Source organism: Leisingera sp. ANG59 (assembly GCF_013317235.1).
GTDB lineage: Bacteria > Pseudomonadota > Alphaproteobacteria > Rhodobacterales > Rhodobacteraceae > Leisingera.
Window position 1 is genome coordinate 1 of record NZ_WLCM01000063.1, and the last position, 17,857, is coordinate 17,857.

The 17,857-nt window shown below is 62.0% G+C and carries 14 protein-coding genes; 9 read left to right on the forward strand and 5 right to left on the reverse strand.

Going from position 1 to position 17,857, the window contains the following annotated elements:
• Positions 1-185, reverse strand: a 185-nt coding sequence (locus GKC28_RS24465; protein ID WP_174149364.1) for a helix-turn-helix domain-containing protein, incomplete at its 3' end; no start/stop codon positions are given.
• 593 nt (positions 186-778) lie between these two features.
• Here GKC28_RS24465 and GKC28_RS24470 point away from each other — a divergent pair.
• The 6 genes from GKC28_RS24470 to GKC28_RS24495 all read left to right on the forward strand — a co-directional run bounded on the left by GKC28_RS24470 (position 779) and on the right by GKC28_RS24495 (position 8,409).
• Complete coding sequence (locus GKC28_RS24470; protein ID WP_174149566.1) at positions 779-2,743, forward strand: serine/threonine-protein kinase; 1,965 nt, start codon at positions 779-781, stop codon at positions 2,741-2,743.
• 103 nt (positions 2,744-2,846) lie between these two features.
• Positions 2,847-4,010, forward strand: a complete 1,164-nt coding sequence (locus tag GKC28_RS24475) for a transporter substrate-binding domain-containing protein (RefSeq protein WP_174149567.1) — start codon at positions 2,847-2,849, stop codon at positions 4,008-4,010.
• Between the two features lie 79 nt (positions 4,011-4,089).
• A complete protein-coding gene (locus GKC28_RS24480; protein ID WP_174149568.1) occupies positions 4,090-5,187 on the forward strand; it encodes a transporter substrate-binding domain-containing protein in 1,098 nt (365 codons plus the stop codon).
• Between the two features lie 138 nt (positions 5,188-5,325).
• Positions 5,326-6,153, forward strand: a complete 828-nt coding sequence (locus GKC28_RS24485; protein ID WP_174149569.1) for an FHA domain-containing protein — start codon at positions 5,326-5,328, stop codon at positions 6,151-6,153.
• Positions 6,137-7,087 (forward strand): PP2C family serine/threonine-protein phosphatase, encoded by a 951-nt coding sequence (locus tag GKC28_RS24490; protein WP_174149570.1) that lies wholly within the window; start codon positions 6,137-6,139, stop codon positions 7,085-7,087. Before GKC28_RS24485 ends, GKC28_RS24490 begins: the two co-directional genes overlap by 17 nt.
• A gap of 2 nt (positions 7,088-7,089) precedes the next feature.
• Positions 7,090-8,409: a hypothetical protein gene (locus GKC28_RS24495; protein ID WP_174149571.1), complete on the forward strand. Its 1,320-nt coding sequence runs from the start codon at positions 7,090-7,092 to the stop codon at positions 8,407-8,409.
• Positions 8,410-8,448: 39 nt separating this feature from the next.
• On the opposite strand, the gene GKC28_RS24500 is transcribed toward GKC28_RS24495, so the two are convergent.
• From GKC28_RS24500 to GKC28_RS24515, 4 genes are all read right to left on the reverse strand, one after another.
• The gene (locus tag GKC28_RS24500; protein ID WP_174149572.1) at positions 8,449-9,237 is read right to left on the reverse strand and encodes a hypothetical protein; all 789 of its coding nucleotides are present in this window, start codon (positions 9,235-9,237) and stop codon (positions 8,449-8,451) included.
• 39 nt (positions 9,238-9,276) lie between these two features.
• Complete coding sequence (locus tag GKC28_RS24505) at positions 9,277-9,642, reverse strand: hypothetical protein (RefSeq protein ID WP_174149573.1); 366 nt, start codon at positions 9,640-9,642, stop codon at positions 9,277-9,279.
• 87 nt (positions 9,643-9,729) lie between these two features.
• Positions 9,730-10,662, reverse strand: coding sequence for a dynamin family protein (locus GKC28_RS24510; RefSeq protein ID WP_174149574.1), 933 nt, complete (start codon positions 10,660-10,662; stop codon positions 9,730-9,732).
• A complete protein-coding gene (locus tag GKC28_RS24515) occupies positions 10,659-12,761 on the reverse strand; it encodes a dynamin family protein (protein WP_174149575.1) in 2,103 nt (700 codons plus the stop codon). Before GKC28_RS24515 ends, GKC28_RS24510 begins: the two co-directional genes overlap by 4 nt.
• 758 nt (positions 12,762-13,519) lie before the next feature.
• Here GKC28_RS24515 and GKC28_RS24520 point away from each other — a divergent pair.
• The 3 genes from GKC28_RS24520 to GKC28_RS24530 all read left to right on the forward strand — a co-directional run.
• On the forward strand, positions 13,520-14,068 hold the full coding sequence (locus GKC28_RS24520) for a site-specific integrase (RefSeq protein WP_174149576.1): 549 nt from the start codon (positions 13,520-13,522) through the stop codon (positions 14,066-14,068).
• Positions 14,069-14,746: 678 nt separating this feature from the next.
• Positions 14,747-16,546: a caspase family protein gene (locus GKC28_RS24525; protein WP_174149577.1), complete on the forward strand. Its 1,800-nt coding sequence runs from the start codon at positions 14,747-14,749 to the stop codon at positions 16,544-16,546.
• Between the two features lie 1,105 nt (positions 16,547-17,651).
• The coding region (locus GKC28_RS24530; protein ID WP_174149578.1) for a helix-turn-helix transcriptional regulator at positions 17,652-17,857 on the forward strand (206 nt) is incomplete at its 3' end.

A 17,857-nucleotide genomic window follows, 5' to 3' on the forward strand; every position in this document is an offset into this window, starting at 1 on the left:
GCGTGGTATCCGTTCAGCTCAGGAAGTTCCTTGTCATCAAAGAAATTACGCTTGAGTTCCCGGTAGATCGTAGACGCTGCGCGGCCCAGCCGGTCTGCGATCTCAGGCACCGGCATTTTGGCTTCACGCCACTTGGCAATCTTCCGGCGTTCTTCCAAACTCAGGTGAGGGTAATTGCGTCCCATTCAATAGCCTCCATGCAAACATCTGTTTTGATACAGAATTTGCACTTCGGATGTGAATCCACCCGCGTACAACGCGTTATCCTATAATCAGGATTATGTTTAAAGCTAACCCGGCCCGAAACCCTTCCGTGCTGGCTCAGCCGCTGTGTTCCTGCCGGGCGGCCCGGCGGCCAGCTGCAAATTGTTGCGATTGCGTTAACTAAAACGCTACTTTTTCGCTTCGTTGGCGGACGGGACAGCCAGGTGACGGGCTGATTCAGGGGGCAGACCAGTCTGGTTCCGGCCTGAAAACGCACTTCTCCAGCAGCGGCGACGCCTGATTGCGGCACAAGCCGATCAGGAAGGCCGCACGGGTGCCTGCCGCTGCTTGCCTGGATAAGGCATTGAGAAAAAGCCCGAAAAATCCGCGATCCTTGCAAGCCTCACGTTTCCCGGCCCGGTTGAAAAGCCCGGAAAATACTCCTTCGTCAATATTCCCCGTTTGCGCCACATTGTCGCCGATTTCTCAACAGATCAGCTTAACAAAGAATTAACGCACAAAGCGGGCAGCAGCAGAAGCCGCGGCCACATAACATTGAGACGGGAGCAAAAGAATGGCACTCAATACGCTTGTGGAGACTTCAGTTGACGCGGATCAGCAGGATGATCTGCAGCCGGGCACAACGTTGCTCCATGGCCAGTACACCATTACGCGCTTTCTGAACAACGGCGGCTTTGGCATCACCTATCTTGCCAAGGACAGCCTCGACCGGACCGTGGTGATCAAGGAATGCTTTGCGGATGCCTTCTGCCGCCGGACCAACGCCCTGGTCAGTGCGCGGTCCCGGGCGCATCAGAGCGAACTGAAGTCGATCATCCGCCACTTCATCCGTGAAGCCCAGAGCCTGTCCAAGCTGAAGCACCCCAACATCGTCGGTGTGCATCAGGTATTCGAGGACAACGACACCGCCTATATGGCGATCGACTATGTCGACGGCCGCGACCTGCAGGACATTCTGGATGATGCGGAAACCGTTCTGACCCCGGAGCAGATCACCGGCATGACCCGCAAGCTGCTGGACGCCATCGGCTACGTGCACGACGCCAACCTGCTGCACCGCGACATTTCCCCCGACAACATCCTGCTGACCGCAGACGGCGAGCCGGTGCTGATTGATTTCGGCGCCGCCCGCGAAGACACCAGCGAGGACGGCCGCAAGCATTCCGCGCTGCGGGTGGTCAAGGACGGCTACTCGCCGCAGGAATTCTACATTGCCGGCAGCGAACAGGGCCCCTGGAGCGATCTCTACGCGCTGGCTGCCTCTCTTTATCATGTGATCCGGGGCGAGGCGCCTGTGAACGGCCAGGCCCGTCTGGTCGCCATCGCGGAGCAGCGCCCCGACCCCTATGTGCCCCTGGCGGGCGCTGTCGTAGGTTACCCCGAAGGCTTCCTGGAGGCCATCGACAAGGCGATGAACACCAAGCCCTCCATGCGCCTGCAATCGGCTGAGGAATGGCTGGCGATGCTGGATGGCAAGAAACCCGCGGCACCTGCGCCGCAGCCGGCCAACAGCACCGCGGCACCTGCTCATGAGGAAAAGAAGCGCAGCCGTCTGCCGGCCGTGTCCATTCTGGCGGTTCTGGCCGGTCTGGGCGCCGCTGGCTACATCTACTATGGCAACACCCAGACGGATGCAGCGGCGGTTGAAACCGCGGCAGTTGCGGAACCGGCGCCTGTTGCGACCGATCCGGCCCCGGCGGCCGCTGACCCGGCCCCTGCTGCGGACACGGAAGCTGCCAGTATCACAGCCGCGGCAGACAGCGCTGGCGCTGCAGAACCAGAAGCTGCAGCACCCGCCGAACCTGCACCGCAGGCGGCAGAGCCGGTCCCCGCAGAAGTATCTGAGGAAACCAACGCCGTTGCGGCAGTTGCCGAGCCCGCGCAGCCGGAACCGGTGGCAGCCCCCGCGCCCTTTGCGGGCCATGAGGTCAGCTATGCGCTGTGGGATGTCTCGATCCCCTTCGAGTACGAAGAACGGACCGTCCGCAAGGCGCAGGTGGTGTCCATCACCGGAACCGGGGAAAACACCGACCTCAGCAAGACCGGCAGCTGGATTGCACCGGGCGTGGAAATCCTGACCGTCAACAATCAGCCGCTGACGGCAGACTCGCCGTTTGCGTCGCAGCTGCTGACCGCGATGCAGATCGACCCGGACGGCTACACCCGCGCCTCCATCCGCTACAAGGGTGCCGAAAGCAAGCGGTTCGAAGTGGGGCTGCTGGCGGTTCCGGTGGTGCGCCGGACCGGTCTGAACAGCGGCCTGCAGTTCGACGCCCGGATGCAGGATGGCGCCTGGGTCACTTCCGTCAGCCAGCAGGCTGCCCAGGGATCCGCGGATCTGCAGCCCGGCGACGTGCTGCTGCGTGAAACCGCAACCGGCACCACTCTGACCGAAGGGGAGTCGCTGGCTGAGATTATGCAGGTGCTGCAGGACAAGGGTGCAGCCACCGCAACCTTCGACATTCTGCGCGACGGGGCTGCGGCCTCAGCCAGCCTGGAACTGGCAGGAAACAGCTAACCCCCGCCAGCCTTTCACCCAACCACAAGCATCAGGCGATCAGCCCCACCGGCGGCCGTTCCCGGGAGAGCTTTGCCTCTCTGACCCACGAAGGACAGATTTAATGCGCAATACTGCTAAATTTATGGGTGCATCCCTGATCGCCATCGCGGCTGCCGGTCAGTCTGCCCAGGCTCAGGAAGCCTGCCAGGTGTACGAGGTCCAGTCCGGCGACAACCTGCGGGAAATCACCGAGAAGGCCTACGGCCACTCCAAATTCCGGGTGATCTACAACGCCAACCGCGCTGTCATCGGCCGCAACCCGAACATTATTGAAATCGGCATGCAGCTGGTCCTGCCCTGCGCCGACGGCAGCCTGCCGGCCGCGGCGTCCGCAGCTCAGGAAGCTGAAGCCCCGGCGGCGGAAATTCAGGAGGCATCCGCCGCGGAAACCGCTGCCGCAGAAGTGCTTGCAACCGAGACCGTTGCAGAAGAAACCGCGCCGGCAGAGACCCCGGCTGCGCCTGCAACCCCGGAACCTATGGTTCTGATCACCGGTAATGATTTCCCGCCCTTCACCGGCGAGGACCTGCCCGGCCGCGGCATGTTCACCCAGCTGATCGAAACCGCCGCCCTGCGCGCCGCGCCGGAGACCGAGATCTCCGTGACCTTTGTCAACGATTGGGAATCGCATCTGGAAACCCTGCTGCCTGCCATGGCGTTCGAAGGCTCCTTCCCCTGGCTGAAACCCAACTGCGGCGACTACGGCCTGCTGTCCGCCGGCGACAAGTTCCGCTGCGACAACTACCAGTTCTCAGATCCCTTCTATGAAGTTGTCGACGGCTTCTTTGCGGCCACCGGCAGCCCCTACGCCACCGCCTTTGACTATGGCGAGCTGATGGGCACCCGGATCTGCCGCCCCGAGGGCTATTCCATGGCGCATCTGGATACCGCGGGCCTCACCGCGGAAACCGTGAAATTCTACCGCCCGGTCCAGATCGCGGAGTGCTTTACCGCCCTGACTGCCGGCGCTGTCGATGTGGTCGCCCTGGATACCCTGGTTGCCAGCGACACGCTCGCCACCATGGGCCTGGCCGGCCAGATCAAGGAAAACCCGAACCTCGGCGAGGTGAAATCCCTGCACGCCATCGTTCACAAGGATCACCCCCGGGCCCAGGAGACCCTGGATCTGCTCAACAGCGGACTGAAGGAAATGTCCGTCTCCGGCGAATGGTACGCCATCGTCTCCAAGGCCCTGCAACGCGAAATCAGAACCCTCACCAACTGACCCCCCTACAGAAACCTTGACCCACTGCCTGCAGCCCCCTGCGCAACGGCGGTGCCCCATTGAAAAGGAACTAACTCTCATGTCGATGATCAAATCCTTGGTTCAATACAGCGCAACCACCGTTACCGCCGCCCTGTTCGTCTCCACCTCGGCAGCCGCGCAGGAGGCCTGTGCCCCCTACACCGTTCAGGACGGCGACAGCCTCGGCTCCATCGCCCAGGCCGCTTACGGCTCCTTTGACTATCAGATGATCTTCAACGCCAACCGCAACGCGATTGCCAACCCCAACAGCCTGGAGGCCGGCACCGTTCTGCAGATCCCCTGTGAAGACGGCCGCCTGACCGCCGACAGCGATGTCACCGAGATCATCGCGCAGGAAGAGGAAAAACAGGCCAAACGGGCCAAGTCCAGCATCTACGAGCCGCCGATCAAGATGGTGTCCGGCAACGGCTGGGAACCCTTCACCGGCGAAAGCCTCAAGGGCGGCGGCATGCTGGTGCGCCTGGCCACCACCGCGCTGAACCGCGGTGGCAACGACCGCGAATACAACCTCAGCTTCGTGGACGACTGGAAGGCTCATTTCGACACCCTGCTGCCGCTCGGCGCCTTCGACGTGTCGATCGCCTGGTACAAGCCGAATGACTGCTCCAACCTCGAAAACACCGACGCGGACACCAAGTACCGCTGCACCCAGCTGAACTTCTCGCTGCCGATCTATGAATCGGTGTCCGCCCACTGGACCATGGCTGACAACCCCTATGCCAACATCAAGGATTATGCGGATTACGCTGGCGCCAAGATCTGCCGCCCCGAAGGCTGGTCCCTGGCCGAGTTGTCCGGCGAAGGCCTGGTGGAGCCGGTGATTTCCCTGGTCCATCCGACCTCTGCGGTTGACTGCATCCGCAAGCTGGTGAGCGGCGAGGCCGACATGGCGCTGCTGGACCTCGAAGCCGGCGATGCCGCAGTCCGCGAAGTGGCGGAAGCCGAAGGCAAGGTGCAGCTGAACTCCAACCTGTCGCAGCTGCAGGCGATCCACTTCGTGACGCATAAGACCAATCCGCGCGGCCGTGTCTACCTGACCCTGCTCAACAAGGGCCTGAACGAGATGCGCGAAAGCGGCGAATGGTACGCGATCATCGCCGACAGCCTGGCCGAGTTCAACAAGATCGGCAGCTGATCCGGGCAACGGCCATGCCCCCGGTGCGGGGGCATGGCAGGCCGCAGGGGCCGCGGACAGACGGCTCTCCGCACAAAGGGAAAACCGGGCGCCTGCCGTGACTGCACGGACGCCTGTAAAACAAAAAAGGCAGACGACATGGGATTTTTCGGAAAACTTATCGGTCGGCAGGACCCGCTTTCTGAGCCCGCCCCGATGGAGCGGCTGCAGGTCGCGGACGAAACGATGCAGCAGGAAGTGCTGAAGGCGGTTGCCCAGCACACCCGCTCCGTGGAACTGGATCTGGACCCGCAGGCGGACCAGGCTGCAGACAGCCAGCCGGAAACCGCCGCCATGCCCGCCGCGGATGCGGCAGCCGGGATCTGGGACCTGGACCCGGCCGCAGCCGCCCCGGCTGCTCCGCCCGCAGGCGCTGCTGCGCAGATGCCCCAGCCCGGCGGCGAGCTGCCGGATCTGACCGCGCATGTCAGCGCCGCCCCGGCCCGCAAGCGCCGCGCCAAGACCCGCCTGCTGGGCTTTGACACCTCCGACGGCGACGTCGTCAATCTGTTCGACAGCTCCGGCGCCGCCGCCCCGGCCCGCGACACCAAGTTCCCGGTGGGCTGGATCGTGGTCGCTGACGGACCGGGCTATGGCGAGAGCTTCACGCTCAAGGCGGGCATGTCGGCCATCGGCCGCTGCGAGGATCAGGCGGTTGCGCTCGATTTCGGCGACACCGCGATCTCCCGCAGCAACCATGCCGCCATCGTCTTTGATCCCGAGAGCTCGCAGTTCTATCTGGGCCACGGCGGCAAGAGCAATATCGTGCGCCTGAACGGCCAGCCGGTAATCAGCAACGAGGTTCTGAAAAGCGGCGACCTGATCCGCCTGGGCGAGACCACCCTGCGCTTCATGGCGCTGTGCGGCAAAGACTTCAACTGGACCAGCGCTGGCGGGCAGGAGGCGGAACATGTGGAAATCGCCTGAACCGCGCTTTGACGTTGCCGCCGCCATCTGCCAGGGCGCGCGCGACTACCAGGAAGACGCCATCATCACCGACTTCCCGGCTGGCACCGACATCGGCATGGCCATCCTGGCGGACGGTATGGGCGGCCACGCGGCCGGCGATGTCGCCTCCAAGATGGTGGTGACAGAGGCCTTCAGCAGACTGAAGTTCGAAAGCGTCAACTTCGCCGAGTACGAAAAGCAGATCCCCTATCACCTGACCCACGCCGCGGCTGAGGCCAACACCTGCGTGCAGGAGTATGTCCAGGACAATCCCAGCGTCCGCGGCATGGGCGCGACCCTGGTGTCGGTGGTGATGATCGAGGACCGCCTGTACTGGCTGTCGATCGGCGACTCGCCGCTCTATCTGATGCGCGGCGGCAAGCTGCAGCAGCTGAATGAGGACCACTCGATGGCGCCGCAGATCGACATGATGGTCAAGGCGGGCCTGCTGGACGCCGAAGCCGGACGCGACCATCCCGACCGCAACTGCCTGACCTCGGTGATCCTGGGCGACCGGGTGACGCGCACGGACTGCCCCAAGACCCCCTTCCGGCTGGAGGTCGGCGATCTGGTGGTTGTCTCCAGCGACGGGCTGCAGTTTCTGGAGGACGCGCGGATCGAGAAGATCCTGCACAAGTACCGCCGCCGCAAGAGCGCGGAAATCGTCGAACGGCTGCTGGCAGCGCTGGATGATCTGGCGGACCCGGATCAGGACAACATTTCCTTTGCCGTGATCAAGCTGAACCACAACAAGCCGGTGACCCGCAAGATGCGCCGCAAGCCGATCGACCTCGTGGGCGACCAATCGGCCAGCGCAACCCGCGTTGTGGCCATGAACAGCAACTCCTATGACGGGCCGTCCCTGCCGGAGCAGGATGCCAAGGTGGTCCGGCTGGCCGGGAAAGGGCGCTAGGCATGACCCAAGCGGAAACCGCAGCCGCGGCCGCATCGCTGCGGCACGCACTGGCAAAGGGCCGGATCCCCGCCCGCCTGCAAGCCGGCACCGGTACGCTGCTGGAGCAGCTGGAAAAACCGGTGGCCGTCACCCTGTTCGGCCTGTCCGGTTCGGGCAAGTCCAGCGTCGCCAACCTGCTGCTTGGCAGCCAGGTGATCCCGGCAGGCGTCTCCCTGCCCACCCTGCAGATCAGCGGCGGCGGAACCGCGGCCTGCAGCGGGGTGCTGGCGGACGGCAGCGGCTTCAGCCTGCCGGGATTCGACACCGGCGCGCTGGCTGCCCGGGCCGCGGTCTTTGCCGAGGCGCAGCTGCCGCTGCCCGCCCTGAACCAGATCAGTATCCTTGAAATTGCCGCCCCGGATGCCGCCGCATTGGAACGCGCGGTGCCCTGGGCGGCCCGGCGCACCGGCATTGCCCTGTGGTGCACCCAGGGTTTCACCGCCGCAGAGCAGGCCGCCTGGGCGCGCGCGCCGGAGCAGATGAAGGACGGCGCCTTCCTTTTGGTTACCAAGGCGGATGAGCTGGCGGCACAGGACCGGCTGGCCCCCGCGCTGGCGGGCATTCAGGACGCAGCCTCGGAGCATTTCCACGGCATCCTGCCACTGGCCGCGCTGGAGGCGCAGGCCGCACGGCAGCCGGATGGCACGGTGGACCGCGACCGGCTGCGCCGCTCCGGCGGGCAGGCGCTGATCTCGGCCATCATGCATGAGGTKAAGCTGCGGCGTCAGGCAGCATTGGATCAGGCCGGTGTGCTGCTGGCGAAATACGCTCCCGCTCCCGCAGCCGCCGCTCCGGCAGAGGACACGGCCGCACCGCTCTCCCCGGTGGCGCCCCAGGCAGAGCCGGACACTCCGCTTGCGGCAGAAACACCCGCACCGGCCCGCCCTGCCCCCGCGGCAGAGGCGCCTGCGGCACCTGCAAAAACTGCGGAACCGCAAGAAGCGGCGCTCAGCCCGGAGGTCCGGCAGGCCTTTGATCAGGCGCTGGACTACCTGTCCGCGCAGGGGCGCAGCATGGGCCAGGCGATGCGTGACGGCACCGGCGCAGACAGCCGGCAGCTGATCCGCACCGCCCTGAAGTCGGTGCAGTGGCTGGACAGCCATCTTGAAGAGAACGGCGGCAGCGGCGGCGGCGCACTGGCAGAGATCCGCGGCGCGGTCTCGGAAGCGGAAGATCTCATTCAGCTGATCCAGGTGGAACAGGACGACACGTCGCTGTTTGATGCCACCAGCATTCTGCTGCAGCTGAAACGGGACATGCAGGCGCAGCTCGCCGCCTGAAGACGGCCAAGCTGCGGAACAGCAGCAAGGGTTTTCACCTCAGAGGGTGAAAACCCGCTGCCAGATCCCGTGCAGCCCGGCCAGCTCCGCTTCGCCATGGGCAAACAGGGCGCATTCGCCATCGGCCCAGACCACGGACACGCATTCGCCGCCGTCCAGAACCGGGCCCAGTGAAATCAGCCGCGGCGTTTCCGTCAGCGCCGCATGTTTGGCACAAGACGCCTGGAAACGCTCCCACTGCGCATCGGCAATCTTCTGCAGCGCAGTCAGCACAGCTGCATCCTCGCCGCCGCCCAGCCAGGCGCCGCCCGCATGCAGCAGGCAGGCGGAATACATCCCGGCGGCAGCCTCGATGAAAAACTCCATCGGCCGTTCCTGCTCGCCCGGGTCCAGCTCCATCACCTCTTCCAGCATCGCCGCCGGCAGTCCCAGCCCGGCCGGGCTGCCGCCGGGCGCGGCAAAGGCGGTCTCCACCGTCAGCGGTTCCTCGGCCTGCGCCAGCCGCACCATGGCCGCGGCAACCGCTTCCAGCACATCCGGCTGGTCATGGGACAGGCCTTCGCCGGCCAGATGCTGCACTTCTTCCAGATCGCTGCTGGCGGACACCAGCGCCATCAGCCGCCGTTCGGACACCACAAAGGCCAGCGCGCTGCCCCCGGCCCGGAAGGTCAGCTGCCGCTGCAGCACCGTGGTGCCGATTTCCTGCAGCATCGCGGGCAGCGGCGGCGGGAACAGCCCGTTGGACAGAACCCGTCTGCCATCCCGGAACACGGTCTGCCGGGCACCCAGGGCCGCCAGATTTCCGGCAATTGCGTCGTCGTGAGTCACTTTGATATTCCCGTTCGAAGGTCGTGGTGCGCCGGTCCGTCAGCCATCTGCGGTGATCCGGGCCAGGCAGTCCCGTGCAGCGGCCTGAAACGCGCCCAGATCCAGATCAGGCGCGGCAAGGCACAGCAGCGCATCGGTCGGCTGAAGGGGCGATTTGAAGGCCAGCATCACCCTGCCCGGCTCCCGCGCCATCGCAAAGCCGGGCGACTGGGGCCCAAGCGGCGGTACGCCGTCTTCACCCAGCAGGAAGCCGGCCTGGGCGCAAAGCGCATCCAGCGCATGGCGGTCCAGCGGCGACTGGCTGTTGGCCACCAGCACCATGCCCGCGGCCATATCCGCATAGGCCACCGTCCCGCAGGCGGGAAACTGAGCGTGCAGACTGTCCAGTTCTTCCGATACCGTCATAATGCGCCCTTGCCTGATGGGCCGGTTCTGCCCGGCCCGCAGGTCAATTCACAACCGTAACGGGCGCGGGAATACAAGCCTCTTTTTTCAGCTCTCCAGCAATTCCCTGCGCAGCGCTGCCAGATCCGCATCCGGGCGCCCATCCGGACGCGGAGTGCGCTTGGCGCCTTGGGGGCGCACCCGGCGCGGCATGACGCGGCCGGGCTGCACCTCCTGCGGGCTGTCCGCTTGGGGCGTGCCTTCGGCTGCTGCCGCCGGTTCCGCCGCTGCAGGCTGCTGCACCGGCTGGGCCGCGGCAGCAGCAGCCGGGGCGGTTTCCTGCACCGCAGGGGTGCTGCCATCCCGGGCAGCTGTCACAATGGCCTCCAGCGCCGCGGAAAAACCTTGCGCGCCGGAGGTTTCCCATTCCGTGCTCTCCGGCTCCGCGTCCAGCGCCTGGGTCAGCGAGATCGGGCAGACGCCGGCAAACTGGCCTTCGGTCTCCCTCGACACCCGGGTCTGCACCCGCAGCTTGTCCAGCGGCGTCGTCAGCTTGTCGAACCGGGTGATCAGCAGCAGGCTGCGCTGGCGCACCGTCTCCGGCACCAGCCCCCAGGCCGCCGCCTCCGACTGGCGCCAGGCCTGGGTCGCATGGGTGCACCACAGCACGCAGTCCACCTCTTCCAGCATCCGCTCCCAGACCTCGGGCGGCATGTTGGGATCGGAGATGCCGGGGAAGTCGATCAGGTCGCAGGCTTCCAGCACCGGCGCCTCGCAGCTGATCTGCACAAAAAGCGTCTCTTCCAGCGGCACGGCCTCCAGCGCCTCCAGCGAGACCGGATGCAGGCTGCCGTCCAGCGCCTTGCGCTCGGGCGGCTCCTCTCCTTCGGTGATCCAGACCGGCGGCAGCCGGGTGGCCGTCACCTTCTCCGGCAGGATGCGCCGCCCCAAGAGCAGGTTCGACAGGGTGCTCTTGCCCGCGCTGAATTCGCCCATGATGGCGACACGGGGTTTGCGGTCCAATGGCTGCGGGTTCGTCATGCCGCCGCTCCTTCACGTGCTGCCCGGGCCGGTTCTGCGACCGGTTCCGCGTCCTCTGATGCCAGTTCCTTGAGCAGAAGCTCCAGCAGCTCCGCCCGCTCTTGCTGGGCGCTGATGCCGAACAGGGTGTTCAGGTCATTCATGCTGATCCGGGTTTTTTCCGCCACGTCCATCAGCAGCTCCCGCTGCTCGGTGAAGAACGCCATCAGACGCTCGCGGGCGTCCTGCCGGATCTCCGCCGCCTGCTGTTCCTTCAGTTCATGGATGATCGGCGCTGTCTCCGCCTTGATCAGGTCGTAATAGCCGCTGGCATAGGCGCGGTATCCGCGGCGGCGCTGCCACCAGCCCTTCCACCAGGAGGTCTGCAGATCCAGCGCGATGGTGGCGCCGATCGCCACCGGCGGCGGCACCTCTGGCACCGCAGCAGGCGCAATACGGAAATCGCTGACCTGAATGGAGACCGCCTGCTGATAGGTGTCATGGATCGCCGAGGCCGCATCGCTGTAGACCTGTGTGCAGGCTGCCATCAGGTTCTTGCGCATCACCTGATAGCTGGACCGCAGCAGGATCCGCAGCCCGTCCGGCGCATATTGCCAGGTTTCGTTTTCGCCGTAGTTCTCCAGATGTTGCAGCAATGAGGCTACTGCCCGCTCCAGAAACTTGTTATGCGCCTGGTCCACCCGGGAGGAGAAGGTGGCGAACACCTGATCCAGCGCGGTATCCATCTGCGCCATGCTCACGGTTTCCAGCCGCCGCAACAGCTGGCTCAGCGCGGCGGGCTCAATCACCGAAATCCGGTTGCCGTCGATCCGCATCGACGCCACGGTCGAGGCCGCCTTCATGCTGGACACCTGGTTGGCGGCGCGCTGGCGCACCTCGGACAGCAGCCGCGCGCCGGCGCCTTCGGCAATCCGCGCGCCGATGGTTTCAAACAGTTCCGGCACACCGGAGAGCTGCCACATCAGCGCCGGGTCGCTCAGCACATCCTGCCCGTCTGCGCCTGCCTCCGGCCCGGCGTACTGCCGCAGCACGGCGGCGCTGTCCTCGCCCAGCGGATGGGTGTCCGGCGCCAGCGCCGCATTGGCCCACAACGCGCTGCCAAAGACGATCCTGGGATTTTCCGGCCCGTTCATCTTCTCCAGCGTCGCCAGGATGCTGTCGCGGATATCGGGGATCTGGGTCTCGGGGTCCGACAGCTCGTCAATCCGGTTGACGAAGATCACTATCCCTTCCGACCGCACGTTGGAGATCATCCGGATCAACCCCATATCGACCGAGCTCAGCGCCTGCGAGGCAGACAGCACCACCACGCACAGGCGGCTGTTGCGCAGCGACTTGATGGTGATCTGCTCGCGCATCAGGAAGGTGTCGTTTACGCCGGGCGTGTCGCGCAGGCACAGCGGCACCGGCAGCGACGGCAGCGGCAGGTACAGGTCGGCGGATTTGGTGATATCGGCAAACCGGCCCTGCTGATCGCTGCTGCCCGCCATCTCGAAATCGTCGCCCAGGCAGACATAGCGCTGCATCAGGTCGTCATCCAGATGCTGGTAATCATGCTTCTGGCCCAGGAGCAGTTCAAACCGCCGCCCCAGCCGCTTGCGGGTCTTCTCGCGCATTTCCGCGATCTGCGCCTGGATCTTCTGCAGCTCCTCATCGGCGCCCGCCCGCATCGACAGCTCGCCGATGCGGCCGCCATTGGAGACCAGATGGTCCCATTCATCACCGTTGAAAAACTGGAAGGAAGCCACCGGGTCGCCATCCTTGCGCGGGGCATTCAGATGCAGCGAGGTGACAACCGACGTCCAGGGATTCACATCTGCAGGCAGCAGCCCGGGCCGGGCCACCATCGCATTCACCAGGGAGGTCTTGCCGGATTTGATCTGCCCGATCATCGTGACGCTGGGCTTGAACTCGTCGAGCTCTTTCAGCTGCCGGTCGATCTGGCTGCGGCTGCCTTTGGCCTCCAGCGCCTGAATGTCCAGCAGCAGGTCCTTCAGCTCCACGATCTCGCCTGCAAGCCCGGCAAGGCTGTCATGGCCGTGGCGCAAAAAGGGAAAACGTCCAAAGCCAGCGGGCTGGCAGTCGGGTGTCTCATCCATATTGGTAATTTCCTTGTCGGTCTGTGCGAGCAACGAATGAATTCGTGGTCAAAGCTGCCTTCTTTGTTTTCTGGTTAACGAACAATCAGGCATGAAGGGCAAAATTGCGGCAGACCGTGGCCGACAAGTTGTCTTTGCGTAAAATATTCAGACTTTCTTAACTTTTTACGGGAGTGCCAGGCTGGAATAAAGCGCCAGCGGTTTGCATCACGAGCCGCGCGCGGAGGTGGCGCACTTGCTCGGTCCGCGTCCGGCCGCGCACTGGACATGGGCAGGACCGCGCCGCGTCCTGCGGGCGGCCCGCCTCCTGCTGTTCCGCCGCTCAGTGGCACAGGACGGCTAGCGGATCACCACCACGGTGCATTTGGCGTGGTACAAATCTGAGGACCCCGGGCCGAACCCGGCGCTCCAAGGCTCCCGGTAAGCCATTCAACTGACTGGCTTTCCCGCCTGCGGAACGGGCCGCGTCGGCGGTTTTCCTTCCTGAATTATGCTGCTTCCACGCTTTCCTCTCTGGGGTACTATCTGGACACGCAGCTTCTGCCCGCATTTGGTCCACGGAAGATCGCACGGATTACGACGCCGGAGATTGCCGAGTGGTTCTATGCCTATTCCCGCTCCCGGCCGGGCGGGTCCAACCAGGCGCTTGGTCACTTCACGACAATTCTGAATTGGGCCGGGAAGCAGGCCATCTACCGGTGGACTTGCCCAATCCGGCAGCGCCTCTGCGTTCCAACCGGCGGTTGGCGCGCGGTCGTATGCTGAGCAGCGGCCAGCTCCGGCGGCTGGCCGCCGTGCTGAACTCCGCAACCTCCAGGCAGAGGGACGCTGCGGACGCGTTTTGGCCGATGCTGCGGACGGGCTGCCGCTCCGGCGAGATCCTGCGGTTGAGGTGGGATGAGATCCGGAAGGACAAGCTTGCCCTCCGGCGCACCAAGACAGGCCCGCGCGAAGTCAATCTGAGCGATGCTGCTATCCAGTGCCTCGACCGGTTGCGTAAACAGCGCCGGTCCAGTTACGTGTTCCCGGCTCAGCGGACAAAGAAGCCGCATCGCACATCCATCGATCACGCCTGGCAAACCTTCAAACATCTGGCCGGTTTGCCCGACGGAATTCGGTTGCACGATCTACGGCACACCTATGCCTCCCATGCGATCATGTCGGGTGAAACCCTGCACATGACCGGCAAGCTGCTCGGGCACAAATCGCCGGACAGCACCGAACGATACGCGCATCTCGATGCAAGCTACCTGGCCAAGGCTGCAGACAAAGTGGCCAGTAAAGTCGACGGATTGTTAGGCGGTTAGAGGTACGAAGCGGTGTAGCTCAGGCGTGTTGGGAAACGAACGCCTGGGCTACCTGCTTTGCAGGCGCAGCATGCAGGCTCAGCCCAAACGCGACGCACGTGTCAGGCGCGCTGACTGCTCCGCAGAGAGAGCCAAGCATTTGGGGCATTATTTTCCCGAAAGCCGCCATCCAGCAGGTGGCGCCGGCCCCGGCTGATGCTGCGGTACACACCAGTGGCAGTGATGCGTAGAGAGCGACATTTGCAAACTCTGGGGATCTGCGAGCCGGGTGGCAATCCCATGCTGCACGAGCAATGTAAGATGCGGACCTCCGCCGCAGGTGCAGTCGGCAACATCATTAAGCGGAAGGGATGCCGGACTTTCCAGACTTTCGCTGCAACTGAAATTTAGGCAGCTCCAAAGGTCAGCATTGGGCTACTGACACTCGGCATGTATGGAAAACTTGCGTTAAATACAGCGCTAGGTATTCGTGCAGGCTTGGCTTCATTCCCGTACCTCACAAGACCATTGTCGAAAACACAGTGGTGGGAAAATCCAGGTCTTCAGGATCAGATTTTGTAGTTGTTCCCTAGTGGAACCGTGCGCCAACGCGGTCTCCAATCGTCTTCCATCGGTGGCGACATTTCCAAAGCATTCTACTATTCTGTGAAGCGAATTCTGTTCTTACAGTTGGTAATCATGATGATCCTTTTGACGCGCTTGGCAGCATCCATAGCTTGTATAGTCATGTGTTCGTCTGCTCTGATGGCGGAGAATGAAACCGAGCGGCGTGTTGCTCTGGTAATCGGGAATTCGAGTTATCAGAACGTTACTCGCCTGCCTAACCCTGAGAACGATGCACGAGACATAGCAAATGTCCTGAAGAAAATCGGATTTGAAGTCACATCTGGTTTCGACTTGGATTTCCGCTCGATGCGCTTGGCAGTTCGTGATTTTTCCGAGCAAGCTGAAAAGGCTGATATTGTTGTGGTTTACTATGCTGGCCATGGCATAGAAGTTGGCGGTGAGAACTATCTTATTCCAGTTAACGCCGAGCTAAAACGCGATCGTGACGTAGAATTTGAGGCCATTCGGCTGCAGGCGTTGCTTGCATCTCTAGAGACCGTTGATGGGTTGAAAATCGTTCTCGTTGACGCGTGCCGAAACAACCCTTTTTCAGTGCAAATGGCTAGTCGGAATGCAACTCGATCGATCGGCCGAGGCCTCGCCAGGATAGAGCCAAGCGGCGTCCTGGTCGGGTATGCAGCCAAAGGAGGAACGTTTGCATTGGATGGCAAGGGGCGTAACAGCCCGTATGCCTCAGCGCTTCTCAAGCACCTAACAGAACCCGGTCTGGAACTTGGAAAGCTGTTCAGGAAGGTGAGGGACACCGTCTATGCAGCAACAGGAGGACAGCAAGAGCCTTTTGTATACGGATCACTGCCGGGAAGGGATATCTTTCTCGTTCCGCCCAAAGTAGAGGTCCTAGCAGAAGCACCAGTCCGAACAGCTGCACTGTCGGGAACTGACAGCAAGATTCAGAAGGATTACTCTCGAGCTGTATCCATGAACAGCGTTTGGGGGTGGAAGAATTTTGTGACAATGTATTCAGACATGCCCGACCATTGGCTTGTAAAGCTTGCGGAGGAAAGGCTGGCAAATGCCGTAGCTGAACGAGATGTCCGTAGGGGGTTTTCTGAGCGGGAGCCCTGGTTGACTTCAGCAATAGGTCCAGATGGCAAAACCGTAAGCCTGTCACGTAATGACAGAGTTCTTGTGCAAAAAGCCCTGAATATGATGGGTTTTGACGTTGGGTCCTTTGATGGACAATTTGGTCCCAGAACCAAGCAAGCAATTGCAGCCGCCAGAATTCGAGCAGGTCTTTTCCGTGGTGTTAAGGTCGACCATCCCCTTCTGAGAGTCCTGCCAAACGTCCCCGCTATCGAAGCGCTGCAAACCGACAAGGCCAAAATTTACTCTACTGATGTCTTTTCTGAGGACCTTGAGCCACGGTTGCGCAAGGCTCTTAGTGTCTACTCCCATACACCAATAAAATTTGGTTACTTTAAAGGGCACCTATACCTTGCTGTGCAAACGACCTCAGGTGATTGGGACTATGCAAATAAAACGGCTCAGAGAGCTGGTGGGTATCTCGCAACGATCAGTAGCTCAGAAGAAAACAACTTTCTGCTGAAGCTCTTTTCGACTGACGAGCGCTTCATCACAGGGTCTGGCGACGGCGGGTTGCATGGTCCAATGATTGGTCTTTTCCAAGCCGACCGCAGCCGCGAGCCGAGTGGAGGTTGGGTTTGGGTAACTGGTGAACCCATGACGTTCCGCGGGTGGAGTCCCGGGAACCCCGACAACAATAGAAATAGACAACACTGGGCAAGATTCTACAGGTCGCGCAAATTTGCGGGCACAAATATTCCTGTCAAGTACTGGGACGACACCACTTCTTCGCTATGGAGTGGTGGGTATCTTGTCGAGATAGAATGATTTTTATACTCTGCGGCATAAACTCGTGTGAAAGAATACCATTGAAGGTTTCACTTCACTACTTCACTTCGTATCCGTCGCCAAAATTTATGTGCCCTACTTTTATCCCCCCCTCTTCTTTTGTGAGGCCTTGCTTAATTTCCTCTGTTCTTCCCGTTGCGGATCATGAAAGTGTTCAAAATATATCTCACCTTTTTTGCCATTTTTAATGTGATTTTCCTTTAAGGTGTAGTCGCCGTCCTTGTTTTTCCTACCCCCCCAAGTGCCTTTGAGAGCGCCTTTGCATAGGCCTTTGTGCAATAAACGCTCTTACCGCTCTTGAGGCGTCGAATTGCCGCAGGCTTATCAATTTCATTACCATCTGCTTTCAAAGTATTCCCAGATGGGCGCACTGGCTTGTAGTTCTTCCCCATGATCATACCCCGATACCCTCTGAAAAATAGCGCTCACCTTAAGCAAAGTGTAAGGCAGGCAACTGGCTCTTCAAGTTGTGAGACCACCTTTTCAAGGTCCCCCTTCGAATGGAACCATTCGACTGTAGATCTAAGATAGCTCGACGAACTTAGAGAGAAGATCTCCACTGGAGATAGTGACCACACTGAACAAATGAGAAAAGCCTCTCTCGGGACTTTGCAGCTGTTTGGCTCGACCGTATCATAGCAATCTCCATGCGTCAGCTTTTGGCAGCGAGCGACCGCCTGCGCCTGCGGCATTCCAGAGAAGCAGTAACGGCGGCTCTGGGCTCATGCCGCAAGTTCGCCGCGCCCGGCATGGATTGCTGATCTCCGAGACAGAAGCCGTTCGCCTAGTCGGGCTTGGACTGGCAGTGAGGCGGGACACAGCCGCCTTTTGCTCGCGCGACTATTGCTTACGCAGAAAATGCTCGCGGGCGCGGCACGGTTCTCGCTGTGAAACWGCATTCGTCGGCAGAGCGGTCTTTGAATTCTGCATCGACGGGCGGATTGAAGCCTCAGGCTCCGGGTTCCAGCCTCAGTGAGRAAACGCCGCTTATCAAACGAGCAATCGCTGCTGGAGGGCCTGGAAAAGTATCGCCGAGTTCAWACTGCCTCTTGCGCGGCCCTATTGTTTTGATAAAACCCGAAATATGGAAAAATCGATTCCCCTCCGCCTCTCCGTCTTGGGGCACCCCAAGCGCCTTTCGGTTTTCCGGTTGCTGATGCGCCGGTATCCTGACCTGGTGCCAGCTGGGGAAATCGCTTCGGCGCTGGACGTGAAGTCCAGTACATTGTCGTCCTATCTTTCTGCTTTGATGCAGGCAGGATTGGTGACGCAGACCCGCGAAGGCACCTG